At 31.9% G+C, this 26,709-nt stretch carries 20 protein-coding genes and 2 pseudogenes; 11 read left to right on the top strand and 11 right to left on the bottom strand.

Going from position 1 to position 26,709, the window contains the following annotated elements; all coding sequences use genetic code 11:
• Positions 1–122: 122 nt before the first annotated feature.
• Complete coding sequence (locus tag MEVAN_RS05830) at positions 123–728, bottom strand: cyclase family protein (protein ID WP_232179324.1); 606 nt, start codon at positions 726–728, stop codon at positions 123–125.
• A gap of 150 nt (positions 729–878) precedes the next feature.
• On the opposite strand from MEVAN_RS05830, the gene MEVAN_RS05835 reads away from it, so the two are divergent.
• From MEVAN_RS05835 to ilvE, 4 genes are all read left to right on the top strand, one after another.
• On the top strand, positions 879–1,535 hold the full coding sequence (locus MEVAN_RS05835) for a histidinol phosphate phosphatase domain-containing protein (RefSeq protein WP_048059159.1): 657 nt from the start codon (positions 879–881) through the stop codon (positions 1,533–1,535).
• 13 nt (positions 1,536–1,548) lie between these two features.
• Entirely contained in the window at positions 1,549–2,397 is an 849-nt protein-coding gene (locus tag MEVAN_RS05840; protein ID WP_012065950.1) for a fumarate hydratase, read from the top strand.
• Positions 2,398–2,532: 135 nt separating this feature from the next.
• Positions 2,533–3,687, top strand: a complete 1,155-nt coding sequence (gene mfnA, locus MEVAN_RS05845) for a tyrosine decarboxylase MfnA (RefSeq protein ID WP_012065951.1) — start codon at positions 2,533–2,535, stop codon at positions 3,685–3,687.
• A 63-nt stretch (positions 3,688–3,750) separates the two neighbouring features.
• Positions 3,751–4,611 carry a branched-chain-amino-acid transaminase gene (ilvE, locus tag MEVAN_RS05850; RefSeq protein WP_012065952.1) on the top strand — a complete coding sequence of 287 codons (861 nt, stop codon included), beginning with the start codon at positions 3,751–3,753 and terminating at the stop codon, positions 4,609–4,611.
• A 73-nt stretch (positions 4,612–4,684) separates the two neighbouring features.
• Here the strand turns inward: ilvE and guaB are convergent, their stop codons facing one another.
• Positions 4,685–6,187 (bottom strand): IMP dehydrogenase, encoded by a 1,503-nt coding sequence (gene guaB / locus MEVAN_RS05855; RefSeq protein WP_012065953.1) that lies wholly within the window; start codon positions 6,185–6,187, stop codon positions 4,685–4,687.
• A gap of 311 nt (positions 6,188–6,498) precedes the next feature.
• Between guaB and MEVAN_RS05860 the strand changes: the two genes are divergently transcribed.
• The 6 genes and pseudogenes from MEVAN_RS05860 (at position 6,499) to MEVAN_RS05890 (ending at position 13,577) form a co-directional block, all read left to right on the top strand.
• Positions 6,499–6,831: an Sjogren's syndrome/scleroderma autoantigen 1 family protein gene (locus MEVAN_RS05860; RefSeq protein ID WP_048059160.1), complete on the top strand. Its 333-nt coding sequence runs from the start codon at positions 6,499–6,501 to the stop codon at positions 6,829–6,831.
• Between the two features lie 223 nt (positions 6,832–7,054).
• Entirely contained in the window at positions 7,055–8,269 is a 1,215-nt protein-coding gene (gene thrC / locus MEVAN_RS05865; protein ID WP_012065955.1) for a threonine synthase, read from the top strand.
• A gap of 21 nt (positions 8,270–8,290) precedes the next feature.
• Positions 8,291–8,794, top strand: a complete 504-nt coding sequence (locus MEVAN_RS05870) for a 3-isopropylmalate dehydratase small subunit (RefSeq protein WP_012065956.1) — start codon at positions 8,291–8,293, stop codon at positions 8,792–8,794.
• A 54-nt stretch (positions 8,795–8,848) separates the two neighbouring features.
• Positions 8,849–9,856 (top strand): deoxyhypusine synthase, encoded by a 1,008-nt coding sequence (locus MEVAN_RS05875; protein ID WP_012065957.1) that lies wholly within the window; start codon positions 8,849–8,851, stop codon positions 9,854–9,856.
• Positions 9,857–10,396: 540 nt separating this feature from the next.
• Positions 10,397–12,428, top strand: a pseudogene (gene fdhF / locus MEVAN_RS05885) (formate dehydrogenase subunit alpha).
• A gap of 21 nt (positions 12,429–12,449) precedes the next feature.
• Complete coding sequence (locus MEVAN_RS05890) at positions 12,450–13,577, top strand: Coenzyme F420 hydrogenase/dehydrogenase, beta subunit C-terminal domain (RefSeq protein WP_012065958.1); 1,128 nt, start codon at positions 12,450–12,452, stop codon at positions 13,575–13,577.
• A 205-nt stretch (positions 13,578–13,782) separates the two neighbouring features.
• Here the strand turns inward: MEVAN_RS05890 and hypF are convergent, their stop codons facing one another.
• The 8 genes from hypF to nifH form a co-directional block, all read right to left on the bottom strand.
• Positions 13,783–16,110: a carbamoyltransferase HypF gene (gene hypF / locus MEVAN_RS05895; protein ID WP_012065959.1), complete on the bottom strand. Its 2,328-nt coding sequence runs from the start codon at positions 16,108–16,110 to the stop codon at positions 13,783–13,785.
• A 43-nt stretch (positions 16,111–16,153) separates the two neighbouring features.
• A complete protein-coding gene (locus tag MEVAN_RS05900) occupies positions 16,154–17,029 on the bottom strand; it encodes a topoisomerase DNA-binding C4 zinc finger domain-containing protein (protein WP_048059162.1) in 876 nt (291 codons plus the stop codon).
• Between the two features lie 25 nt (positions 17,030–17,054).
• Positions 17,055–18,560 (bottom strand): thiamine pyrophosphate-binding protein, encoded by a 1,506-nt coding sequence (locus MEVAN_RS05905; protein ID WP_012065961.1) that lies wholly within the window; start codon positions 18,558–18,560, stop codon positions 17,055–17,057.
• 34 nt (positions 18,561–18,594) lie between these two features.
• On the bottom strand, positions 18,595–19,719 hold the full coding sequence (locus tag MEVAN_RS05910) for a DUF2117 domain-containing protein (protein WP_012065962.1): 1,125 nt from the start codon (positions 19,717–19,719) through the stop codon (positions 18,595–18,597).
• Positions 19,720–19,818: 99 nt separating this feature from the next.
• Positions 19,819–20,427 (bottom strand): fumarylacetoacetate hydrolase family protein, encoded by a 609-nt coding sequence (locus MEVAN_RS05915; protein WP_012065963.1) that lies wholly within the window; start codon positions 20,425–20,427, stop codon positions 19,819–19,821.
• Between the two features lie 12 nt (positions 20,428–20,439).
• Positions 20,440–20,997, bottom strand: a complete 558-nt coding sequence (gene hpt / locus MEVAN_RS05920) for a hypoxanthine/guanine phosphoribosyltransferase (RefSeq protein ID WP_012065964.1) — start codon at positions 20,995–20,997, stop codon at positions 20,440–20,442.
• 38 nt (positions 20,998–21,035) lie between these two features.
• Complete coding sequence (locus MEVAN_RS05925; RefSeq protein ID WP_012065965.1) at positions 21,036–22,433, bottom strand: FAD-dependent oxidoreductase; 1,398 nt, start codon at positions 22,431–22,433, stop codon at positions 21,036–21,038.
• 11 nt (positions 22,434–22,444) lie between these two features.
• The gene (gene nifH / locus MEVAN_RS05930; RefSeq protein ID WP_012065966.1) at positions 22,445–23,323 is read right to left on the bottom strand and encodes a nitrogenase iron protein; all 879 of its coding nucleotides are present in this window, start codon (positions 23,321–23,323) and stop codon (positions 22,445–22,447) included.
• Between the two features lie 352 nt (positions 23,324–23,675).
• Here nifH and acs point away from each other — a divergent pair.
• A pseudogene (gene acs / locus MEVAN_RS05935) lies at positions 23,676–25,585 on the top strand (acetate--CoA ligase).
• Between the two features lie 45 nt (positions 25,586–25,630).
• Here the strand turns inward: acs and MEVAN_RS05940 are convergent.
• On the bottom strand, positions 25,631–26,683 hold the full coding sequence (locus MEVAN_RS05940; RefSeq protein ID WP_048059163.1) for a DNA methyltransferase: 1,053 nt from the start codon (positions 26,681–26,683) through the stop codon (positions 25,631–25,633).
• Positions 26,684–26,709 lie beyond the last annotated feature (26 nt).

A 26,709-nucleotide genomic window follows, 5' to 3' on the forward strand; every position in this document is an offset into this window, starting at 1 on the left:
AAAACTATTTTTTTGGAACTATGTATTACCAATGGATATTAAATTATCTAATAACTATTTAATTAAAAAATAGTATTTATTTTCCATAGTTTATATGCATAGTTATGCAATTTATTTTTTAATTAAATAAGAGCAACCGCATTCATTGGTGAACCGTCAATATTTTCAACATTTAATGGAAAACCAAGGAATTTAAAAAATTTATTTTCCAAAACCTCTAAATGGTTTAAATTTTCTATTATTTTAATATTTGAAGAAAGAAGGTTTTTATGTGTTTCAAAGTTTCCAATTGATGCACAATCTACTCCGAGTGCAATTAACTCCATTTCAATAATTTTTTGAACGAATTTTTCAATACTTACTTCCATTTCAAAATATTCAAACGTATTCCAGTGTTTTGAAAAACCAGTATTTATGAGTAAAACTTCAATTTTAGGTAATTTTAACTCGTTATTTTTTTCATTACTTTTAAAAAAGCTATCCAAATCCTTAATATTTATGCAAAACCCATTTCCAATAATATTTTTAAATTTTTTATTTTCAAGCCCAACATGTAAGGGATAGTCAACATGTGTTGAAGTATGAGAACCAAGCGTTAGTTTTGAAATTAAATATTTATCAACATTTTTTTGGATTATTTCAAATTTTGGGTCGCCAGGATATGAAAAACCAGTTATTTCATGAGATAAATTTATAAATTCACTATTCCACATAATTTCTTCCAACATAAAACTCATCAGATTAGTATTTTATTATCCCATTATCTTATTATCCTATTATCTTATAATTATACGTAATTTATTAAATACTAACTATATTGATTTATATTGTTAGATATGGACTTTCAATTCTGGAAATTATGGATTTTTGGTGATATTTTGAGATATGATTTTCACACTCACACAGTTTTTAGCGATGGTGAACTAATTCCATCTGAACTTGTTAGGCGGGCAAAAGTTTTAGGGCACGTTGCAATAGGAATTACTGATCATGCGGATATGAGTAACTATAAAGAATTAATAGAAAAAAATATTGCGGTAAGGGACGAAATAAAAGACTACTGGAACGATATTCGTGTGGTAGTTGGGGTTGAAATAACACATGTACCTCCAAAATCAATACCAAAAATGGCAAAAAAATGTAAAAATAGGGGTGCAGAAATAGTTGTAGTTCACGGTGAAACAATAGTCGAACCGGTTTCTGAAGAAACAAATTATTACGCTTCTATTTCGGAAGATGTTGATATATTAGCACACCCTGGACTAATTGACATTGAAACTGCAAAAAATATTTTAGAAAATAATATTTTTTTTGAAATAACATCAAGAAAAGGGCATTCATTAACTAATGGACACGTTTTAAATATTTCAAGAGCCCTAAATATTCCAACACTAATAAATACGGACACTCACGCCCCTAGCGATTTAATAACATATGAATTTGCGAGAAAAGTAGGTATTGGTTCAGGAATGACTTCAAAGGAGCTCAATGAATCATTAAATATTAACCCTAAGGAACTTTTAAAAAGGTTTTAGTGGCGGTGATTAAATGACTGGAATAATAGCAAATGCAGTATATGAATTATTTAAAGAATCCGTGATATATTTGCCTGATGACGTTAAAAAGTCATTAAGCAATGCAGAATCACTAGAATACGGGGTTTGTAAGGATACGCTAAATGCAATAATTTTAAACAATAAAATTGCAGAATCAAAGCAAATTCCACTGTGCCAAGATACGGGGGTTCCAGTTATCTTTTTAAAGGTTGGAAAAGGAATTTTAACGGATAAAATATTTGAAATAGTCACAGAAATTGAAGAAGGCGTAAAAAAGGCAACAAGAGATATTCCCCTTCGACCAAACGTTGTACACCCGATTACGAGGGAAAATTTAAAAACAAATACGGGATTAGGTTTCCCATTTATAAATTTCGAATTTGACGAAGATTTAATTTCTGAAGTAGAAATATCAGTATTTCCAAAAGGGGCAGGAAGTGAAAACATGAGTGCCCTAAAAATGTTAACTCCTTCTGAAGGTATTTTGGGCATTAAATCTTTTATTTTGGATACTATTTCCAATGCCGGTGGAAAACCATGTCCTCCAATAGTGCTTGGAATTGGAATAGGGGGAACTGCGGATTTGTCAATGAAACTTGCTAAAAAGGCATTATTAAGAGATATTGGTAATAGAAATAAAGATGAAACACTAAGTATGATGGAAAAAGAAATTTTAAATGACATAAATAATCTCGGGATAGGCACAATGGGGCTGGGTGGAAAAATAACTGCATTAGATGTATTTATTGAAATAAATGGATGTCATACGGCGTCACTTCCTGTTGGATTATGTATCCAGTGTTGGGCAGATAGAAAAGCATCAAAACGAATAAAATTATAAATTTAAATTTAAGAATTTAATAATATTATTTTAATTTCGATAAATTTAATAATTTCAATAACCTTGGAGTTTACAATAATTTTATAAACGATAATATTTAAATCAGAATAAAAAAATAATTTCCGGTAGATTATAATGGATGAACTGTCGATTTTAAACGAATTAAGAAAATATAGGGATATGGATTTGGATTATGAAGACGGGACTATACTTGGATCAATGTGTACAAAACCACACCCTTTAACTAGAAAAATTTCGGAAATGTTTTTTGAAACTAACTTAGGGGATCCAGGACTCTTTAAGGGGACCCGGGAACTAGAAAAACAAGCAATTTCTATGATTGGAAATGTTTTGGGCAATAAAGATGCTTTTGGATATATTATTTCAGGGGGAACTGAGGCAAATTTAACAGCAATGAGGGCATTTAAAAACGTTTCTAAAAAATCGGGAAAAAGTCTAAATATAATAATTCCAGAAACTGCTCACTTTTCATTTGATAAAGCAAAGGATATAATGGATTTGAATGTTATTAGGCCACCTTTAACGAAATATTTTACAATGGATGTAAAATTTATTCGGGATTATGTATTTGATAACCCAAATAAAATTTCAGGGATTGTTGGAATTTCAGGATGCACTGAACTTGGTTCAATTGATAATATCGCTGAATTATCCAAAATTGCAGTAGATAACGATATATTGCTTCATGTGGACGCAGCATTTGGCGGTTTTGTGATTCCATTTTTATATGATAAATATAAATTAAAAAATTACCGTTATGAATTTGATTTTTCACTTGAAGGGGTCTCTTCAATTACAATTGACCCCCATAAGATGGGGCTTGCACCAATTTCGGCAGGTGGAATTTTATTTAGGAATAATTCTTTTAAAAAGTACTTAGATGTTGATTCCCCTTACCTAACCGAAAAACAGCAGGCTACCCTTATTGGAACACGTTCAGGGGTCGGTGCTGCCGCAACGTGGGGAGTTATGAAACTATTGGGAACTTCAGGATACAAAAAAATTGTAAATGATTCAATGGAAAAAACTTACTATTTAACAAGAAAATTACGTGAATACGGATTTAAAACTGCAATCGACCCAGTAATAAACATTGTTTCCATAGTGGATGAACATAAGAATGAAACTTGTGCAAAATTACGAGAAAACGGTTTTCACGTTTCAGTTTCAAGGTGTGTGGATGCATTACGGATAGTAATAATGCCACACATCGAATTTGAGCATATAGACATTTTTTTAGATTGTCTTTCTAATACAAAAAGATATTAATAAATTGATACATTATTTGAAAATAAGCACGTTTTAATAAGCACTTTTTAGGGTGGTAAAATTATGAAGATTTACATTGATGGGAATTTTTTTGAAAAAGAAGATGCAAAAATATCTGTCTACGATCACGGTTTACTTTACGGCGATGGAGTATTTGAGGGAATACGTGCTTATGAAGGCGTAGTATTTAAATTAAAAGAACATATTGATAGACTTTATGATTCTGCAGAATCTTTAGCTTTAAAAATTCAACTACCAAAGGAAAAAATGGAAGAAATAGTCATAGAAACTTTAAAAATAAATAAATTAACCGATGCATATATAAGACTGGTTGTAACGAGGGGAGTTGGTGATTTAGGCTTAGACCCTAGAAAATGTAAATATCCAACTGTATTTTGCATTGCTGAACCAATGGAGCCCCTATTAGGTGAAGATGGTATAAAAGTAATTACTTCTTCAATAAGAAGGCTTCCGGTTGATGTTTTAAATCCAGCTGTAAAGTCACTAAATTACTTAAATAGTATTTTAGCAAAAATTCAGGCAAACTATGCCGGCGTACACGAGGCATTTTTATTAGACAGCGAAGGATATGTCGCTGAAGGAACTGGGGATAATATTTTTGTAATTAAAAATAGCGTTATAAAAACCCCCCCACTATCATCAAGTGTTTTAAAAGGAATTACTAGGGATACTGTAGTTGATATTGCAAAAGAATCAGGATACAAAATTTTAGAAGAAAAAATGACACTTCATGATTTATTTGTTGCAGATGAAATATTTATCACAGGAACTGCCGCAGAATTAATACACGTTATTGAAATTGATGGCAGGGTTATTAATGAAGGAAAGCTAGGTTCAGTTACAAAAGATTTAAGCCAGAAATTCAAAGAGATAAGATCCAAAATTGGAAGAAAAGTTTACTAATTTTTAAATTTTACAAAACATCTGTTTTTTTTAACAAAATTATTTTTAATTTAAAAAATAAATATTTTAAAATTTATCTTTCTGAATTTATCGGGTAATTTGGGGCTTCATTCGTAATTAAAACATCATGAGGGTGACTTTCCTTCTGTCCACTATGAGTTATTATTACAAATTTCGCTTTTTTGTGCATATCTGAAAGTTTTTGTGCGCCGCAGTATCCCATTGAAGACCTAAGTCCTCCAACTAACTGGAATACAATATCACTAGCAGGCCCTTTAAATGGAACTGCACCTTCAATTCCTTCCGGAACCAGCTTTGAATGCTGCATATGCCCACTTTGAAAGTATCTATCTGCAACATTTCCTGAACTTCCGCACATTGCACCAAGGGAGCCCATGCCCCTATATTGTTTATATTTTCTCCCGTTAATCGTTAAAAGTGAACCTGGGGCTTCTTCAGTACCTGCAAGTAAACTTCCAATCATAACTGCATCAGCTCCAGCCGCAATTGCTTTTGCAATGTCGCCACTATATTTTAAACCGCCGTCTGCAATTACTGGAATTCCATACTTTTTAGCCACATCTGAAACTTCTGCAATTGCACTAAGTTGGGGAACTCCAACTCCTGCAACAACTCTTGTAGTACATATGGAACCTGGCCCGATTCCAACTTTAAGTGCATCTGCTCCGGCTTTAATTAAATCTTCAGCAGCCTCACCTGTTGCAATATTTCCAACAAATAATTTAGTTTTAGTTTTTTTAGTTATTTCTTTTAACTTTTTTACATTTTCAACAACGCTCATGTTGTGTGCATGAGCACAGTCAATTGCAATTGCATCAACACCTGCTAAAAGCAATGCTTCAGCCCTTTCAAAATCATTTGGCCCACAAGCTGCGGCAACAATTAATTTTCCTTCGGCATCTCTTGCAGCTTCAGGGTATTTTTTCCTTTTTAGTATGTCTCTTAATGTAACCATTCCAAGGAGAACTTTTGATTCCCTATCTAAAATTGGGGCTCTTTCAATTTTATTTTCATAAAGTCTATTTAGAATTTCTTCATAAGGGGTATCTTCATGGCAGTGGAGTACTTCCTTTGTCATAACGGTTTCAACAGCCACACCTTTGTTTGGTATAAATTTTAAATCTCTTGTTGTTAAAATACCGACAAGTTTTTTATTTTCATCAACAACCGGAAGTCCACTAACGTTATATTCATACATTATGCGTTCAGCTTCGAGAACTGTTTTCGAAGGGCCTATTGTTACAACGTCCCTTATTACAAGATTTTCAGCCATTTTTACGGCTTTTATATGCTTAACTTGCTCTTCTATGGTCATATTTCTATGAATTACTGCAATTCCACCCCTTCTTGCAAGGGCTATTGCCATATCTTTTTCAGAAACCGTATCCATTGCAGCGGAAATAATTGGAATATTAAGCTTTACTCCAGAAATATCTACTGAAACGTCTGTAGTTTTTGGATCAACGTATGACCTGTTTGGAATTAATAATACGTCATCAAAAGTGTATGCTTTTTTAGCACTAACAATTTTATCTAAAAACAAAAGAATCACCATTACCTTTTTTTCTATATTATTTAAATTAATATATAAATTTGGCGGTAGTTTTAAAAATTAATTCGCTTTTAAATGATATATAATCAGAAAATACTATTACTAATCAGGTATTTTGATAATTTTTTACTAAATAACTGCCACATGTCTTAATTTAGGGTAAGTTTACAAGTTTTTTAATTTTTAAAGTTATATTAGATTTTAATTTTTAGTTATAAATAACTTTTATAATTAAGAACAACTAAAATTAGATTAATTAAGAATAAATGATAATACCTATAATGGTTCAACTAATATGGAGTTCAGGTGTAATGTTGGATGAAATAAATATCGCATCAAAAGAGCTTGCAAAAGGCGCAAAAATGCTTTCAAAACATTGTGAAAATTGTGGTTTTCCATTATTTGAAAGAGATTCAAAAGAATACTGTCCAAATTGTAAATCCGAAAAAATAGTAAGTATTTTGGACGACAAAAAAATTAATAAAGAGTTTAAATCACATGATATAACTTATAAGGGTAAATCCGAAGTATTGGATAAAAAAATAGAATACTTATTTAAAAAATTGGATGAAGAAACAGAAATAACCCGAATAAATGAAATATCTCAGGCTATATGTGCACTTATTAAAATAAAAAAATACACTTAATGCGGTGCGCGAATCTAAATTAATTCCCATAAATGCCTTAAATCAGCTTTAAGTAAGTTTACATTATGCCTTACTATTATGTACACACATATTATACATTAATGGGCGCTATATTTTTTACATTTTTTGTTTTAACAAATTCTTTTTTATTTTTTAGGATATTATGATAACTTTATATTTTATAATTCAATAGAAGTATTCAATCAAAATAACAAGTGAGAATATGATTCAAAAATGTAGAATATGTAACAAAGAGTATGATGTCGATGCTATAATTTATAATTGCGAATGTGGCGGATTACTTGAAATAAAATATGATTTTGAAAGTATAAAAGAAAAAGTTTCAAAAGAATCTTTAAGAAAAAGGGAACTTGGCGTTTGGAGGTACCTCGACTTTTTACCTGTTAAAGACCCTAAAAAAATAGTTAGCTTAAATGAGGGTGGAACACCGCTTTATAAATGTGAAAACCTTGCGAAAAAATTGGGCTTGAAAGAGTTATATGTTAAAAATGAAGGTGCAAACCCTACTGGAAGTTTTAAAGATAGAGGAATGACTGTTGGAGTTACAAGAGCAAATGAACTCGGTGTTGAGGTAGTGGGTTGTGCTTCGACTGGAAATACTTCTGCAAGTCTTGCAGCGTACTCTGCAAGGGCAGGTAAAAAATGCATTGTTTTACTTCCTGGTGGAAAAGTAGCTTTAGGAAAACTTGCACAAGCAATGTTTTACGGCGCCAAAGTTATTCAAATTAATGGAAACTTCGATGAAGCACTTGTGATGGTAAAAGAACTCGCCTTAGAAAACAAACTCTACCTTTTAAATTCAGTAAATCCTTACAGGCTTGAAGGGCAAAAAACAATTGGTTTTGAGATTTGCGACCAGTTAGACTTTGAAGTTCCGGACATGGTCATTTTACCCGTTGGAAATGCAGGAAACATTAGTGCAATCTGGAAAGGCTTTAAAGAATTTAAGGAAACAGAATTTATTGAAAAATTACCAAGAATGATTGGAATTCAAGCAGAAGGGGCACAACCAATTGTAAAAGCGATTAAAGAAGGACTTCTTGAAATAATTCCTGATGAAAACCCTGAAACAATAGCAACTGCAATAAGAATTGGAAATCCGGTAAACGCTACAAAAGCACTCGATGCAATAAGGTCGTCAGGAGGCCTTGCAGAAAGCGTAAACGATGAAGAAATAGTTGAGGCACAAAAGCTTTTAGCACAATTTGAAGGAATTTTTGTTGAACCTGCATCTGCTTCATCAATTGCAGGGCTTATCAAGTTAATAAACATGGGATTAATTGATAAAAACCAAAAAATTGTATGTATTACAACTGGAAACGGTTTAAAAGACCCTGATGCAGCGATAAAAGCAAGTAAAATGCCAACCGAAATTGAATGTGATATGGAAGTTTTGAAAAAAGCAATAGATGATTAACTAATTTTAATGGTGGATAGCATGGAAAAAACTGTTGAAGGTAAAGCATGGGTTTTTGGGGATAATATCGATACTGATGCGATACTTCCTGCAAGATACTTGATATATACTACAGAAGAGCAACTTGCAAAATATGCAATGACTGGAACTGACCCAGAATTTCCTGAGAAGGCGTTATTTGGCGATATAATCGTGGGGGGCAAAAATTTTGGCTGTGGAAGTTCAAGAGAACACGCACCAATGGGTTTAAAAGGTTTAGGGATTTCTTTAGTTATTGCAGAGAGTTTTGCAAGAATTTTTTATAGGAATTCAATAAATATTGGATTTCCGCTTCTTGAATGCAAGGATATTTCAAAATACGTAAAAGAAGGAGACATTTTAAGGGTAGACTTGGATAAAGGACTCATTAAAAATGTAACGACTAATGTAGAATTAACTGGACAAAATCTTCCCGATTTCATGATGGAGATTTTAAATAATGGCGGTTTAATGCCCCACTTAAAGAAAAAACTATTAGAAATTTAATTTTTTTAAATTTTTTTATTTTATCGTATTTATTTTATTTTTACGGTGATTTTAATGTCTGACCCAAAAAATGTGATTTTTAAAGAAAGTGAATGTTTAGAGGGCATTTTTATCGAAGGGCCCGATTTTGATAAAGATATTGATTTAAAGGCTGTTTTAACTGATTATTATGAAAAAATTGGTTTTCAAGCAACTCACCTTGGAAAAGCAGTCAAAATTTGGAAAAAAATTGAAAAATTGAAAAAAGAAGAAGAAATGGTAGTTTTTTTAGGATACACCTCAAATATGGTTTCATCAGGGCTAAGAGAACTTATATCATACCTTGTAAGGCATAAAAAGGTTGATGTTTTAGTTACAACAGCAGGGGGAATTGAAGAAGATTTTATAAAGTGTATAAAACCTTTTGTTCTCGGGGATTGGAATTTAAATGGGGCCATACTGCGTGAAAAGGGAATAAATAGAATTGGAAATGTATTTGTTCCAAATGACCGTTATATCGAATTTGAAACTTACATGACAAGATTTTTTGATATTTTGTCCAAAAAACAAAATTCGGAGAATAAAATCCTAAGTGCAAGCGAGTTTTGTTTTGAACTTGGAAAATTCATGGACGAAAATTTAGGAAATGAAAAGGAAAAATCAATAGTTTATCATGCATATAAAAACAAAATCCCGATATTTTGCCCAGCAATTACTGATGGTTCAATTGGAGATATGCTCTACTTTTATAAAAAAAATGAAAAAGATGGTAATTTACTAATAGATGTTGCAAACGACATTGTTAAATTAAATGACATGGCAATTGACGCAAATAAAACTGCATGCATTGTTTTAGGAGGTTCTCTTCCAAAACACAGTATAATAAATGCTAATCTATTTCGTGAGGGGACTGATTATGCAATATACATTACAACTGCAATTCCATGGGACGGCTCATTAAGTGGTGCACCGCCTGAAGAAGGGGTTTCATGGGGTAAAATTCAGGAAAAAGCAGATTTTGTTGAGATATGGGCGGATGCAACAATAGTATTTCCAATGCTCGTATACGGAGTATTTAAATAAAATCAATATGACAAACTTGATAATTATTTTTAAATTTTTTTAAATGATTAAAAAAGTCATTTCTTTTAGAAGATAAAAGATAGGTGTCTTTTATCTACCTATTGTTGTTGGGACAATATATATTTTTGGATGATCTTTAAAAAGTGGAATACTTTATAGGTGTCACTTTTTGTGCAACTTATGCACATTACCCCATAGTAATGTTGTAATATATATACATTACTATATGGCTTTATGTAATCCATATTTAAAGAAGTATTATCTCCAATTTTTATTTTTAAAATTTAAACGACATTTTGTAACAATTATCAGAAATATTATTTTTTAGATTAGCTATATTAACAAGTTATGATTACATTCAAATAGGTAAGTAATTATATATGATTAAAATATATGTGATGGTGTGGGCCCACAATACCACAATAAAATAAGTGCTAGTTGATGCCTAACTCCTAGAAATTTTAAGATAGTTAATTAAAAAATTTCAAAAGGTTCAAGTTTGGTACGTAAATACAGTTTATAATTTCAAAAGGTGAACAAATGGCTGAATTTAAGGTTGTTCATACTATATGCCCCTACTGCGGAACCGGTTGCGGTATTGACTTAGTAGTACGGGATGGGAAAGTAGTGGACACGCATCCATTCAAGAGACACCCTGTAAACGAGGGAAAAGTGTGTATAAAAGGAAACTACTGTCATGAGTTTATTGATAGTGACGAAAGATTAAAAAAACCCCTTATAAAGAAAAATGGTCAGTTTGTGGAGTCTACGTGGGACGAAGCAATAGGTCTTATTTCGGAAAAATTAAAACAATATTCTTCTAATGAAGTGGCATTTTTTTCATGTGCAAGAGGCACAAATGAAGAAAACTATTCAGTACAGAAATTTGCAAGAACGGTGATGAAAACAAATAACGTGGACCACTGTGCAAGAATATGACACGCACCTACAGTTACAGGACTTGGAGAATGTTTCGGGTCAGGTGCAATGACAAATTCAATCAATGATTTAGCAAAAGCAGATTTATTATTGATCTATGGTTCAAATACTTTTGAAGCACACCCTTTAATTGCAAGAAGTATTATAAGAGCCAAAGAAAACGGTGCAAAAATAATAGTAATTGATCCAAGAACCACACACACTGCAAAAATGGCAGATTTACATTTAAAATTAATTCCTGGGTCAAACATTGATTTGATAAATACAATTACAAATGTAATTATTCAAGAAGGCCTCATTGATGAAGAATTTATTAAAAATCGAACTGAAGGCTATACTGAATTAAAAGAAGTTCTTAAAAAGTATACTCCTAAAAAAACTGCTGAAATCTCTGGAATTCCTGAAGAACAGATAATTGAAGCTGCAAAAATGTATGGAACTGCAAAAAATGCGGCCATAATGTACTGTTTAGGAGTTACCGAGTATACTTTTGGAGTAGATAACGTTAAATCCTGCTGTAATCTTGCAATGGTTACTGGAAATCTTGGGAGGCCTGGAACTGGGGTAAATCCACTAAGGGGCCAAAATAATGTTCAAGGGGCCTGCGACATGGGTGCTCTCCCAAACGTATTCCCAGGATACCAGAAGGTAGAGGAAGCATACGAAAAATTCCAAGAACTATGGGGAACAGCAGATTTGGATAGAAAAACAGGATTAACAAGTCCTGAAGTATTAAATAGTGCTGGAAAGCAAATAAAATACTTGCATATCGTTGGGGAAGACCCAATGGTTGCAGATGCAGATATAAATCATGTTGAAAAAGCTATAAAAAGTCTTGACTTTTTTGTAGTGCAAGATATATTCTTAACCGAAACAGCAAAGCTTGCGGATGTTGTCCTTCCTGCAGCATGTTGGGCTGAAAAAGATGGAACATTTACAAACTCAGAAAGAAGAGTTCAAAAGGTAAGAAAAGCAGTAGATGCACCCGGTGAAGCACTTCCAGACTGGCTTATTATTAAAAAACTCGCTGAAAAAAATGGGACATGGCGAAAAATTCAACTTTGAAAATTCAGAAGATATATTTAGCGAAATGTCAAAAGCAATACCTCAATATGCAGGAATGTCATATGAACGGCTTGGAATTGATGGACTTCAATGGCCATGTAAAACCACAGACGACCCAGGTACTCCAATCCTACATCGGGAACGGTTTTTAAGGCCGAATGGATTGGGTAAATTTGTACCGGTTGAACATATTGATCCTGCAGAAATGACAGACAAGGAGTATCCGCTTATACTCACAACGGGTAGAATAATATTCCATTACAACTCGGGAACAATGACTAGACGATGTGAAAGCATAGTAAATGAAATAGATGAAAACTTTATCGAAATTAATACTGAAGATGCAAAAACCCTGAATATTAAAAATGGGGATACTGTTAAGGTTTCTTCAAGACGAGGAACTGTAAATGCATTAGTAAGGGTAACGGAAAATATTATAAAAGGGGTAGTTTACATGTCTTTTCACTTTTTAGAGGAGGCAACAAATAAAGTCACAAATTCAGCATACGACCCCGTATCAAAAACCGCAGAAGTTAAAATATGTGCCGTTAAAGTTGAAAAAATTTAAGTTATGCCCTGAGGTGATAAAATGAACTATTATTTAGTTCAATCAACGGATGAAGATATTTTAAAGTATGCGGAATGTGGAGGAGCAGTTACTGCAATCTTTAAATATCTTTTGGATAAAAAAATGGTTGATGGCGTATTAAGCTTGAAAAAAGGAGAAGATGTCTACGATGGAATTCCAAATCTAGTCATCAACCCAAAAGAACTAGTGGAAACATGCGGTTCGCTTCATTGCGCTCCAACAATGTTTGGAAAATTAATAAGTAAACACATGAAAGACTTAAATCTTGCAGTGGCCGTAAAACCTTGTGACGCAATGGCAATAAAAGAACTTGAAAAAAGACACCAGATTGACAAGGATAAGTTATACACTATCGGTTTAAATTGTGGCGGAACAATACCTCCTCAAACTGCGAGAAAAATGGTTGAATTATTTTATGGCGTAGACCCAATTGACGTAGTAAAAGAAGAAATTGACAAGGGAAAGTTTATTATTGAGTTAAAAGATGGAACTGAAAAATCCGTAAAAATGGATGAACTTGAAGAAAATGGATATGGCAGACGAAAAAACTGCCAAAGATGTGAACTAAAAGTTCCAAGAAATGCAGATATTGCATGTGGAAATTGGGGTTCTGAAAAAAGATGGACATTTGTAGAAATATGTTCTGAAAAAGGAAAAGAATTACTTAAAAATGCAGAAAAAGAAGGTTACGTGAATATAAAGTCACCTTCTGAAAAGTCGCTAGAAATTCGTGGAAAAATTGAAAAATCCATGATAACTCTCGGTAAAAAATATAAAAAAGAACAATTGGATGAAAGTTACCCTACAACTGATAAATGGAATGAATATTGGAGTCGCTGTATCAAGTGTTACAGCTGTAAGGATGTATGTCCAGTATGTTTTTGTAAAGAATGTGCTTTAACTGAAGACTATTTAGATAAAGGAACTATCCCTCCAAATCCCGTAATGTTCCAAGGAATTAGGCTTTCACACATGAGTTTTAGCTGTATAAATTGTGGTCAGTGTGAAGATGTATGTCCTGTTGAAATTCCTCTTTCCAGCATATATCATAGAGCTCAGCAAAAGCTTCAAAACGCTACCGGGTTTATTCCGGGAGTTGATGATTCAATGCCTTTTTTATATAAATAACTTGTAAATATGAGATTAACTATAAAATTTAAAAATATAAATAAAAATTATTTATTTTTTTAAATTTACAACTAAATAATGCTAATAAGATACTAAAAGAACCATTAATACTGCAATAAATACGTTAAGTTCATTTTTAATGTCATTAACTTATTTCATTTCTATAAATTAACATTTATATTCCTAGATATATTAATATGAATATTTATATTTTATCGTACTTATCCAAATTTAAGAGATAGCCAACAGCCTGTCCAAAGGAAATTCCTCCATCCCCATTTGGAATTTTTTCGTGAAATAGTGGCTTTAAAGATTCCTTTTCTATGTTTTCAATAATTCTTTCGCAAATTATTTTATTATATGATACCCCCCCAGTTATTCCCACGTACTCAATACTGTATTTTTTAGCATTCTCTATCGCAATCTTTGATAGCCCATCTGAAAGTGCAATATGTGCAAAATATGCAATTTTCTCAACGGGCTCGTGGTAGATTAGCATTTCATAGCACTTTTGAACGATTTTAGTTGTATTCAATACATTACCTGTTATTTCGATAGATTCCTTAACAGCATTTTCAATTTCCGCATTTAAACCGGAGTAAGAATTAGCAAGGGCTTCAAGCCTGATTGATGGTTCACCATCGTAAGTTTTTTCAAAACAAACTGATAAAAGGGCAGAAATTGAATCTAGAATCCTTCCAGTGGATGTAGTTTTTGAAACATTGATGCCCTTTTCAAGCTGAAATATAAGTATTTTAAGCTCTTTTTCTGAAAAGTATCCGTAGCGACTTATAAATTCTAAAAGCTCTTTTACCTCTAAAAACTCCTTTAAAATTGATAAAAGCATTCTTAAAGGATATTTTGATGCAAGGTCTCCTCCGGGCTGGAAATGCTCTTTTAAATGGCCTATTCTTTCTATATTTTTATCTTTAAATAAGAATATTTCACCCCCCCAGATATTTCCATCATTACCGTACCCTAAACCGTCTATTGCAATTGTTATGTTATTTTTAAAATTATCCGAGTCTCCAATTAAAGAATAAGCATGACTTTCATGATGTTGGATTTGTACAACTTTACAACCGTACTTTTTACCAAGTTCATTTGCAAAATGGGTTGAATTAAACTCAGGATGTAAATCACAGACTATTGCATCTATTTTATTGGTATTTGTAATTTTTATAAGGTTTAAAACAGCACTTTTTAGGTAGTTAAATGTCTCGTATTTTCCAGTGTTTCCAATATACTGTGTTAAGTAAAACTTATTATTTTTAACAAGGCAGGCGACGGAGTTTAATTCGGGCCCTAATGCAAGAATATTTTTTTTATTGTATTTTATATTTTCTTGATTTATTATTTCAACAGGTTCTGGCGCATATCCTCTAGAACGCCTTAAAAATATCATTTTTTTGTTTATTTCTTTTAATACGCTGTCATCACACCTATTAATTATTTTCCTATCATGAAGTAAAAAATAATCTGCAATATCCCCTAATTTTTCTAAAATTTGGTCGTTATCTACTGACATCGGCAGTCCTGGAAGATTTGCAGAAGTCATTATATAAGAAATTTCGTTAGTGTTTTCAAATAATAAGTAATGGAGCCCTGAATACGGGAGCATTACGCCAATAGTATCCAAATTTGAAACATGCGCTGAAAAATAGTTTTTATAAAATTTATTCTTTTTCAATGCAACAATGGGCCTTTTAGGGGATAAAATAGTATTTAATTCAACTTTAGAGGTATCCGAAAAGTAATTGATATATTCTACCTTAGTCATGATGGCAAATGCTTGAGTTGGCCTATTAAGTCTTTTCCTTAACTCCAATACGGCCGTATCTGAGCTTGAAGAACATACGAGATGGGTTCCACCAATTCCCTTAATTGCAAGTATTTTACCATTTTCAAGAAATTTTACGGCATCATAAATGGACTTACTTATTATTTTTCCATATTTGTCAGTTATAAATAAGTTTGGGCCACAGTTTTTACAACAAGTTGCTTGAGCATGAAATCTGCGGTCTTTCGGGTTTTCATATTCAAGTTTACACGCTTCACAGAGCGAAAAATCATCCATTGATGTGTTTTCCCTATCATAGGGTAGTTTTTCAATTACTGTAAATCTTGGGCCACAGTTTGTACATGCCGTAAATGCGTAACCTTCCCTTCTATCATTTTTATTCATAATTTCGTATAGGCATTCGTCACAAATTGAAATATCGGGTGGAATTGTACCTTCTTCTTCATTTTCTGTCTTTTCACTTAATTTTATAAAAAAATCACTGTAAATTTCTTTTGAAGTAATATTTGTAATTTTTATATCATTTAAATGTGAAAGTGGCGGTTTTTTCGAGATTAAATCCGATAAAAATAGAGATATATCGTTAGAATTACCTTGAACTAATATTTCAACGTAATTCCCCATATTTTTAACATGGCCTTTTAACTTGTTTTCTCTAGCAATTCTGTAGACAAAAGGTCGAAATCCAACTCCCTGAACGATGCCTTTGACATCTATTCTTTTTAATTCCATCACAGTCACCAAAAAAAAAGAATAAATAAAATTTAAAGAAGAATCACTGTTTTTTATTTAAAAACCGCCTGTATAAACACGTTGGGTATGATGAACATCCTAAAAATTCTCCTTTTTTAGTCCTAATTAATTTCAATTTTTCACTGCACCATGGGCAGGTATTTTCATCATTGTGCTTTTTTAATTCTTCTGCAAGCGAATATCCTGAAGTACAGAGTCTTTCACCATTGTATCTTACAACACTATTTTTCGTATCTACGTATATCAAGTAATTTTCAAATACATCGGTATTTTCGAGGTCTACTGTTAAATCACATTCATCTTCATTAAAGCCGTTAGTTAATTCCATCTGGGTTTTTAAAGGAATTAACCAGTAACCCTGTCCTGAATAATTAAATAACTTGCCTTTGTATTTTAATCTGCCGATTAACCAGTTATAATCTCTGTTTGCAATATACTGTGCACTTTCTTCAACTGACTCAAAGACATTTCTATCTTTCATTCTTTCTAAAACTTCTATCGTATGCAAATCTCCTCTTTGGTAGTCTTCAAGGAGCATATTTTTAAAAGTACTTATAAATTCAGTTTTTCCTATTTTTATTGCGAGTAAAAGCCCGTTAAATCCATTTGCAACAACGTACTTTTCTTTTTCAGTAATTGTATCTTTACAAAATCTAAAGTATACTCTTGCATTGATGTATTTGTTTCCATTTTCTGAAGTTCCTTTTTTTAATACAAAATTTGTCCTGTAGTTTTCAGTAACTCCATAGTAAAATACTGGTCTTTTACCGTTTTTAAGGCCTGCAATTGTAATAAGGTATTCTGGAACTATCCAGTTCTGATTCCACGTTTTTCTACCTAATTCTGTCACGTTAAAATGGATATTGCTCGTAAGGGTTTCAAATAATTCGTTTGACATATTTTCACCGAAATAAATATAATTTTTAAATAAACGGCTTTGGAAGTTTTTCATTTTCGCATTCTACGACCATGACGTAAGGTTTGTTATTTTTCAAAAAGTAATGCACATTTTCACAAATTTCGTCTGCATTTTGGATGTATACACTGTCTATCCCGTATGCATCGGCAATTTTGTTGAAATCTGGGTTTTTAATTCTGCCAAACATGTTTAAATGATTGTTCTTCATTACTATAATGAGTATTTTTAAATTGTTTTCAAAAACGGTTCCAAGTTCTTGAATATTCATTGAAAAACCGCCATCTCCACTAATGGATATGACTTCACGATTTATATTATAATCAAGACATCCAAATTTGACACCAATAGATGCTGAAAGTCCAAAACCCATAGTACCCATTGAATGAGACGATATAATGTTTTTTGGAGCCACGCATTTTTTTAATAGTGAAACAAAAACAGTATGGTTTCCTGCATCTGTCGTTATTATCGCATTATCTGGTAAATTTACCAGTATTTCATTTATTTTATTTGAATAATCGCCAAATTGGAACTTATTATGGCGTAAGTCTGGAAAATCAGTTTTAAGGGCCTTTGAAAAGGTTTCATTGAAACTGTTTACAATAGTTGAAATATTACTGGTACTATTGATACCAAAATTAAGGGGAACGACCTTATATAAAATTTTATCCCTGATACTTTCAAAAAGTGTATTGTAAGAAAAGCTTGAACCAATTGAAAATATAGTATCTGCACTTAAAAGGGCGCAATTTGATACACTGTTTCCCCTCCTACCTATAAGTCCAAAACAATTTTCTAAACTTTCATCAACAACCCCTCTTGCAGGATAAGTCGTTACAATGGGCATTTCAAGATTTTTTAAAATATCATTTAGATCCCCTATTTCATTATACGATAAATTTCCATATATTCCTTGGCCAATTAGTAAAACAGGGTTTTTCGAATGTTCATGTTTTTTAATATCATTTAATGCAGTTTCTATTTTGCAATTGTCAAAACATTCATCAAGATTCATTTTGGAAGTTATTGTATTTTCATAGTACATGTTAGAAGGAATGTTTATTTGAATTGGTTTTTTAAGATTTTTTGAATTTGTAAAAGCTTCTTTAAAATAACATAAATCCGCAACTTTAGTGAAGTATCCTGAACTAAAATTTAAAAATTCCATTGGGAGTTCTTGAAAATAGTTTTTACCAATATACTTTTTATCACAACGCCCAGTAATTGCAATTATTGACGAAGAGTCTTTAAAAGCAGTTGCAATTCCAGTTGTTAGGTTAGTTGCACCAGGGCCTGCAGTTGAAAGACATATTCCTGTTTTATTGGTTATTCTAAAATATCCATCAGCAGCATGGGCTGAAGACTGCTCATGTTTTACGTCAATACATTTTATATTACTATTTTCATGTAATTTCCTATAAAGTGGCAGTATTTGTTCGCCAGGATATGAAAAAATCGTTTTTACATGATTATTTTCAAAAAAATCAATTATGGATTCGACATATTTCATAAATTCACTTTCAATAATTTAATGAGTTAATAATTTAATAAGTTATTTCTTCAAACTCAATATTATTTTTAACCATAGTATCTTTTATATTTTCTATATAATAGTCAAAAGATTCAAAATTTTTATCTTTTAATGTTAAATGTATAAGTTTTCCAACATCGTCGTCTTTATGGTTTTTAATTAAAAATATGGCCGAACCCTTTGTTATTGCAGGATTTTTTAAAATATCGTCTTTATCACCGTTAGTTATCCCAATGATTTTAACGCCAAACCTCGCAAGAATATCTCCGCAAATTGTTGTTGTATCATCACCTACGGTAATTACAGCACATATTTTTTTATCTTTTATACGGTCTAAAGTGTCTTCTCCAGCATGGTTTATAAAAATCAATTCACCTACATTTGAATTCAAATCATACTTTGGACTTTCAAAATTTTTTGAAGGATTTTTTCTTAAAATTCCCGTTTTAATAACTGCTTTTTTTAAATCAATATGTCCTAATTTTTCGATTCCATGCACCTTTATAATTCCGCCAATAATATCTACAATTTTTCCGTTTTTTGAAACAATTACTAATTCATTATTTAACGCTTTTCCAATAATGATTCCATTTAGCATAATTGACTCATTGGCATCTACCCCATGTATTCTTCTAAATGACATATTTCCATCGGTAAAAAAAGAAATGCCCTCACTTATGCAGTTTTCAACATTCAGTTTTAAACTCTCTTTTAAAATTAGTATGACTTCTGAAATTTCATTAAAATCTTTTGATTTTTCTAAATATTCACTATTCCATATTAAAATGGTTCCATCCTCTTCTCCGGGCCTTTCAACTTGAATAATTGGCTTTTTAACTGCTGACCTTTCAATAACAATTTTTCCAAAAGTATGCCCTGTAATTTTTGATTTTCCATAATTTAAAATAATTAAAACATCATTATTTTCAAGTTTTTTTAATGAATCTGATGGAAATAGCTTTTCAGAAATATCTATTGTATTTTCAAGGTTTTTATCGATTACTGCAACTCTACCGATTGTACCGCCTAACTTAATCTGTAAATTAATATTAGTATTTTGTCTTAAAATCTCAAAAATTCTTTCTGCAAATCCTGAATCAATGATTTCAGGCCCGTGAACAACAATTCCTACATTCATACTATCACAAAATAATTTAAATTATAAAATTAAAATAAGACTAAAATTTGGATTAAATTCTTTAAAACTAATTATTTAGAATTAATTATTTATATTAAATTATTCTACAAAATTTCGTAAAATACCAATATTTTCAATTTCAATTTCAACCGTATCCCCTTTAAATAGTTGTCCAACTCCAGGTGGCGTTCCAGTAGATATTATATCATCAGGATAAAGTGTCATTATTGAAGAGACGAATTCTACTATTTTATAAACATTAAATACCATTTTTTCAGTGTTTGATTGCTGTCTTATTTCCCCATTTACTTTTAACTTAATGTTAAGATTTTCAGGGTTAATATCCGATACAATTCTAGGCCCAATTGGGCAAAACGTGTCAAAAGATTTTGCACGAGTCCACTGAATGTCTTTATTCTGCAAATCCCGTGCAGTAATATCGTTTAGTATTGTGTAGCCTTTAATGTATTTTTTAGCTTCTTCTTTTTTAACCGACTTACAGGTTTTTTGTATAACGATTGCAAGTTCTGCTTCGTAATCTATCTGTTTTGACATTTCTGGAATTTTTATCCTGTCATTATTATATATTATCGAAGAAACTGGCTTTAAAAATATCACAGGTTCCTTTGGAAGGTCCATATTTAGCTCTTTTGCATGGTCTATGTAATTTAATCCTATACAAACGATTTTTGTAGGATTTATCTTCACGGTTCCACCAAATCATTCTAAAATTTTTACTTTACCATCAACAACTTCAATTTTTACAAGAGTTTTTACTTTATAACCCGTTTCTTTTTCAACAATATTTTTACCTTGGCCCCTATCAATAATGCACACTACATCTTTAATGTCGGCACCCGCTCTTTTTAATGCACGAATTATTGCAACAAGAGTTCCTCCTGTTGAAATAACATCATCAAGGATTACAACCTTGTCTCCTTTATTTATTCCATTTAAATAGAGTTCTCCTTTACTGTATCCTGTTTCTTGATGGACTGGAACTTCACCTTCAAGCAAATATTCTCTTTTTCTCATTATTACATAGGGAATATCTGTTGCAATAGATACAGCAGTTACAATCGGGATTCCCATAGCTTCAGCAGTTACTATTTTATCAACATTTGTATCAATCATTTTTATTACCCTTGTTGACACATCCCTTAAAAGTTCGGGCTCAACTAGTGGCACGCCATCGGATATTGGATGGATAAAATAATGATATGGGCCTCTTTTTACAATGGGGCATGTTTCTAACGAATTTTCAAGTAACCTTTTCATAATTTCACCGTTTTAAAGTTCGAAGTTAGTTTTTTTGTTTATATGTTTTTTGGAGTATCGTATACATTTTTGAATTCAGAAATCATGACTTCTACAGAGTATGCGGCCCTTGTAATGCCCATACTTCTTGGGTCTGCATCCGTTCCCACAACATAAAAACTGTCATCTATTTTTGGATACACAAAAAACTGCCCAATTGAACAGGAAGCTTGTTCAGGGATAGTTTCTTGAACATATACCATGTCGGCTTTATCTAGGTTAATATTTAATTTATTTTCAATAGTTTCGAGTGCTCTTTCTTTTGTTGAATTTACGAAAGAAAATCCCATCAAATGTTTCCCTTTTGGAGCAAGGGATTCATCATAATTTGAAACCGTTGAAGCCCAGCATGGATTATCAATCCATATTTCAGAACCCATGTATGGAAAATAGTTTGTTTTGTCCCCTACCCAAATTGTGGTTGACTTTGTAAATTTGATATTTTTCAATTTTTCCTTATTTCTTTGAATTTTATCTATTTTTGCAATTTTTGGAAGTAAATACGAAGGTGCAGAGTAAATTATAGTATCTGCAATATATTCTCCTTCATTTGTCTTTACAACGTATTTTTTGCCATCTTTTACTATTTTTTTTACTTCTTCATTTTTTATTTTAGTACTTTTAAGTGAGTATGTAATGCAGTTACAAATAGACTGAACTCCTCCAATAGGGTACCCTTGTGTCCAGTATCGCTGTTCATTTGTAAATTTATTAATGTATTTTTTTGATCCGTTTTTAATGGATGTTAAAAAACCATCATTTAGGATATTAATGATTCTTTCAGTACCGAATTTCTTTACAATGGTTGATTTCAACGGATTTATTTTCATATCCTTATATATAAAGGGCAATATATCGTCTTCAGGAATGTACCCTGCCCCCGTAAAAAATCTCCAAAGAGGCGTATTTTTCATATCTTCCCCACTTAAAAAGTAGGAAATCGTGTTAAAGAAGTTTATCGAAGTTTCGTTTAACCCCATGTCTTTTATAATATCGTAAACAGAAGCTTCTTTTGTAAATCCTGTTGTCATAAGGTCCATAATTTTTGAAGTAACCAGTATTTTATCCTTATTTGGAATTATTGGCGTAGTCATCCATTCATGCATCGAAACGGGTACTTTATTTAATTTATCCGTTTTAACATAATATTCTCCGTAATTTTTAAAATTTGGAATATATCTCGAATACTTATTTAATATACGGATTAATGGGCCGTTGTTTAACATAGTAATTGCATGAACTCCAATATCTACAGTGTAATCCCCTATTTTTTCGCTCCTACATAATCCTCCAATAACGTCTTCCTTTTCAAATATTGTTACATTATGCCCTTCTTTTTCCATTACTAGGGCGGATAGAAGTCCAGACGTTCCCCCACCAATTATAATTATATCCATACAATCACCTTTTATTCTAAAATCCTCTCTTTTTTAAGCCTTTCCTTAATCATTTTTCCAATCTGCATTATTTGAATATTTTCAAGTGGTTTTGGAACTGTTCCAGAATTGTTTTCGTAAATTTTTTTTGAAAGTTCTATGTAAATATTACTTATTTCTGAATCAGGCGAATATTCAATCGCAGTTTTTCCATCAATTTCTGCTTCATTTATTATTGACGAATTTGGAACCTTTCCAATTATTTTACCATTTAAATGTTTTGCAAATTCATCAACGATATCAAAGGCGTCCATTGAACCCCTAACGTTATAAATAATGCCGCCTAAATTGCTCCCGCCACGAACGGCAAATTGACTCATTCCATTACATATATTATTTGCAGCATATAATGCCATGTAGTCTGAAGATGTTACAACATACACTTGGTCGGCTAATCCCATTCTTAAGGGCATTGCAAATCCTCCACAAACAACATCTCCTAAAACGTCATAAAGAACAATATCAACGCCTAAATCTTTAAAAACATTCATTTTTTTAAGTAAATCAATAACTACAATAACTCCTCGCCCTGCACAACCGTATCCGGGTTTAGGGCCCCCAGCTTCAACGCAGTATATGCCATTAAATCCTTTGTAAAGTATATCTTCTTTTTTAAGCAAATTTTCATGAATTATTGTATCTATTCCCAACGTATCTATTCCTTTTTCTCTTAAAATGTCTAAAACGGTTGGAATTTCTATTCCACCTCTTAAATTTGATGTACAGTCATGTTTTGGATCACAACCAACGACAATAACCTTTTTTCCGCTTTTTGACAGTGCTGCGGCTAAGTTACATACTGTAGTTGACTTTCCAATCCCTCCTTTTCCGTAAAATGCAATCTGTTTCAATATATCACCAGGAAATAATCAATCAATCTATTGTAAAGTTGTGCAATTCGCTTAAAAATTCCATTTAGTCTGTTAATTAAAAGTAAGATACATATCATACTAAACACTAATATAATTTATTATTAGTCCAAACATGGTAGCTGTAAACATATTCTAACAATCTTTAAACTAAGTTATCGATTGAACCATTAGTTAACTCATATTAAACTACCAACTGAGCTATTTCTTAAATTTAGGTAGTAATACTAAAGAATATTCGATTCTTGACGTATCAGAAATATTTAAATCAAAATTTATATATACTTTGTCGTATCTATAATGATTAATAATGATAAATTATATGAGGGATAAAATGCAAACTGACGACAAATATATAATGCTTGAAAAATACTCTTCCCTTCAAAAGGAAGCACGAGATGACCCTGAAAAATTTTGGGGAGAACATGCAAAGTGTTTAGAATGGGAAAAAACTGGGATAAAGTCTTAGAATGGGATCCCCCATATGCAAAATGGTTTAAAGGGGGAATATTAAATGCAAGCTACAACTGCGTTGATAGACATATTAAAGGAAACCGCAGAAACAAAGCAGCAATAATTTGTGAAAATGAAGATGGAACATGCGGAATTTTAACCTATTATGAATTATATCGGCAGGTAAATAAGTTTGCAAACGTTTTAGAGAACTTAGGCGTTGAAAAAGGTGACGTTGTAACAATTTATATGCCAATGATGACTGAAGCAATTATTTCAATGCTTGCATGTTCTAGAATTGGTGCAATCCACAACGTTGTATTTTCTGGATTTTCATCTGAAGCACTTTCTGACAGGATTAATGATTCAAAGTCAAAGGTAATTGTTACTTCAAACATTTTATACCGGCGTGGAAAAGAAGTAAATTTGAAAAAAATAGTTGATAAAGCTATATTTAATTGTAATTCAATAAAACACGTGGTTTATGTTCAAAGGGGTAATGAGGAGTTAAAATTAGATTCAGGACGTGATTACTACTGGCACGAACTTATGGAGGGTGCTAAAAGCTACGTTGAACCAGTTCCCGTCGATTCAAACCATCCACTTTTTATATTATATACCAGTGGTACAACTGGAAGTCCAAAAGGTGTAGTTCATTCTACGGGCGGTTATTTAACCTATGCATCAAAAACAATGGACTGGACATGGGGATTAAATGAAATGGACGTGTTTTGGTGTACTGCTGACATAGGTTGGATTACCGGACACTCTTATGTGGTATATGGGCCGCTTTCCCTTGGGGCCACAATTGTATTATATGAGGGAGCAATTGATTATCCTGAGCCAGATCGACTTTGGAAGACTGTTGAAAGGCATGGAGTTACAATATTATATACTGCACCAACTGCAATAAGAATGCTAATGATGTATGGTGAAAAATGGGTAAATAAAAATGATTTATCAACATTAAGACTTTTAGGGAGTGTCGGGGAGCCAATAAATCCTAGGGCATGGAAATGGTATTACAAAACAGTCGGAAATGAAAAATGTCCAATATGCGATTGCTACTGGCAAACTGAAACCGGAGGGCACATGATATATCCCCCAATAGGGATACAATCAGTTCCATTAAAACCGGGTTCTGCAACGTTTCCAGGAATTGGAATTGATTTAGATGTCGTTGATAACGATGGAAATCCGGTATCTCCAGATACTAAAGGAAATTTGATTATAAAAAGCCCTTGGCCAGGAATGTTAATGGGCCTTTGGAATAACGATTCAAGATACCGAAATGCTTACTGGGAAAGATTTAAAAACAAATTTTCAACTTCAGATTATGCTATAAAAGATAAAGATGGATATATTTGGGTACTTGGACGTGCTGATGAAGTTTTAAATGTTGCAGGACATCGGATTGGTACAGCAGAACTTGAACACGAATTAGTTTCAAATAAAATGGTTGCAGAAGCAGCAGTAATTGGAAAACCTGACGATATAAAAGGTGAAGTCCCAGTTGCATTTATAATATTAAATGAAAATTACCGGGATTTACCTTCAGATGAATTGAAATCTACCCTTATAAACCATGTTCGAGATACCGTAGGCCCGGTTGGAGCTCCTTCAATGATTTTCTTTGTAAATAAGCTTCCAAAAACAAGAAGTGGAAAAATTATGAGAAGAATATTGAAAAAATTAATAATGGGGGAAGAACTTGGGGATGTTACGACTTTAGAGGATAATACAAGTTTAGAAGAAGTTAAAAAAGAACTTGAAGACTTTAAATATGATTAAAAAACTTATAAATATTTTTTTATTAATTTTTTAATGGTTCTCTAATTATTTTTTGTAAACATGAATGTATCTTGTAAGGCTTTTATGAACCCTCATTTCATAAAATTCGGTTAATTCTAAATTTAATTTCATTTTATTTGGGGCAGCAAACACTAAATAATCTCCTTTTTTTAATATTTCCACTATTCCTTCAAATATTTCCAAAATATCCCCTTTTTTTGAAGTTGATATTCCATAGGGCGGATCAGTGACAACAGCATCTATTTTCTCGATATTGAGGCTTTTTAGGTAGTCTAATATATTTTTTGCATTCCATTTTTTGATTGATATTGTTTTTTTAGATAAGTCGTAAGTATTTAGATTTAAAATGGCACCGTTTACCATTTGTTCATCTATATCACTTCCAATTACATTACATCCTATTAATCCGGCTTCTATTAAAAAACCGCCAGTTCCACAAAACGGATCAAGTAAAATATCATTTTCGTTAATCCTTGAAAGATTTACCATGCAGCGTGCAAGCTTTGGCATTATGCACCCTGGATGAAAGTAAGCTCTTAAATGTGGCCGGTTATTTTGAAAGTATTCAACATCCCTTTTTTCAAGAACTACTGACACATATGCTAAATTATCCGAAATTACGATTTTTATGGTTTTTTCAGGGTTTTTAAGATTAACGCTCGAAAAGGTTTTACTTTTTATGATAGAACCCATTTTTCTTTCTATTTCCATGGATTTAGCAACTTTTTCACGGTCTAACTTATGTACTCTAACTGCAAAAGTTTCATTTTTAGAAATTGGAAAATCCGTAATTTCGGAAATTCTATAAAGTTCTTCGATACTTTTTTCTAAGTTAAATTCATCAAAGGGACACTCAAAAAGAATTAAATGCCCTTCGTTAATATATCCTCCTCTTTTTACTATATTTTGAATATTTTCTTTTGAAATAATTCCATTAAATACAGCATAATTTTTAAATATTTTTAAATTTTCAGCTTTAATATTAAATATTTCTAAAAGGGCATTTAATTCTGAAAAGGGGAGATGTTCATGTTCGCCACTTAATAAAAACCCTGCATACTCATTTTTTAAATTCAATTTATCACCAGTAGGTTTAAATTTCA

Origin of the sequence: Methanococcus vannielii SB (assembly GCF_000017165.1) — an archaeon.
GTDB classification, from domain to species: domain Archaea; phylum AGJL01; class Methanococci; order Methanococcales; family Methanococcaceae; genus Methanococcus; species Methanococcus vannielii.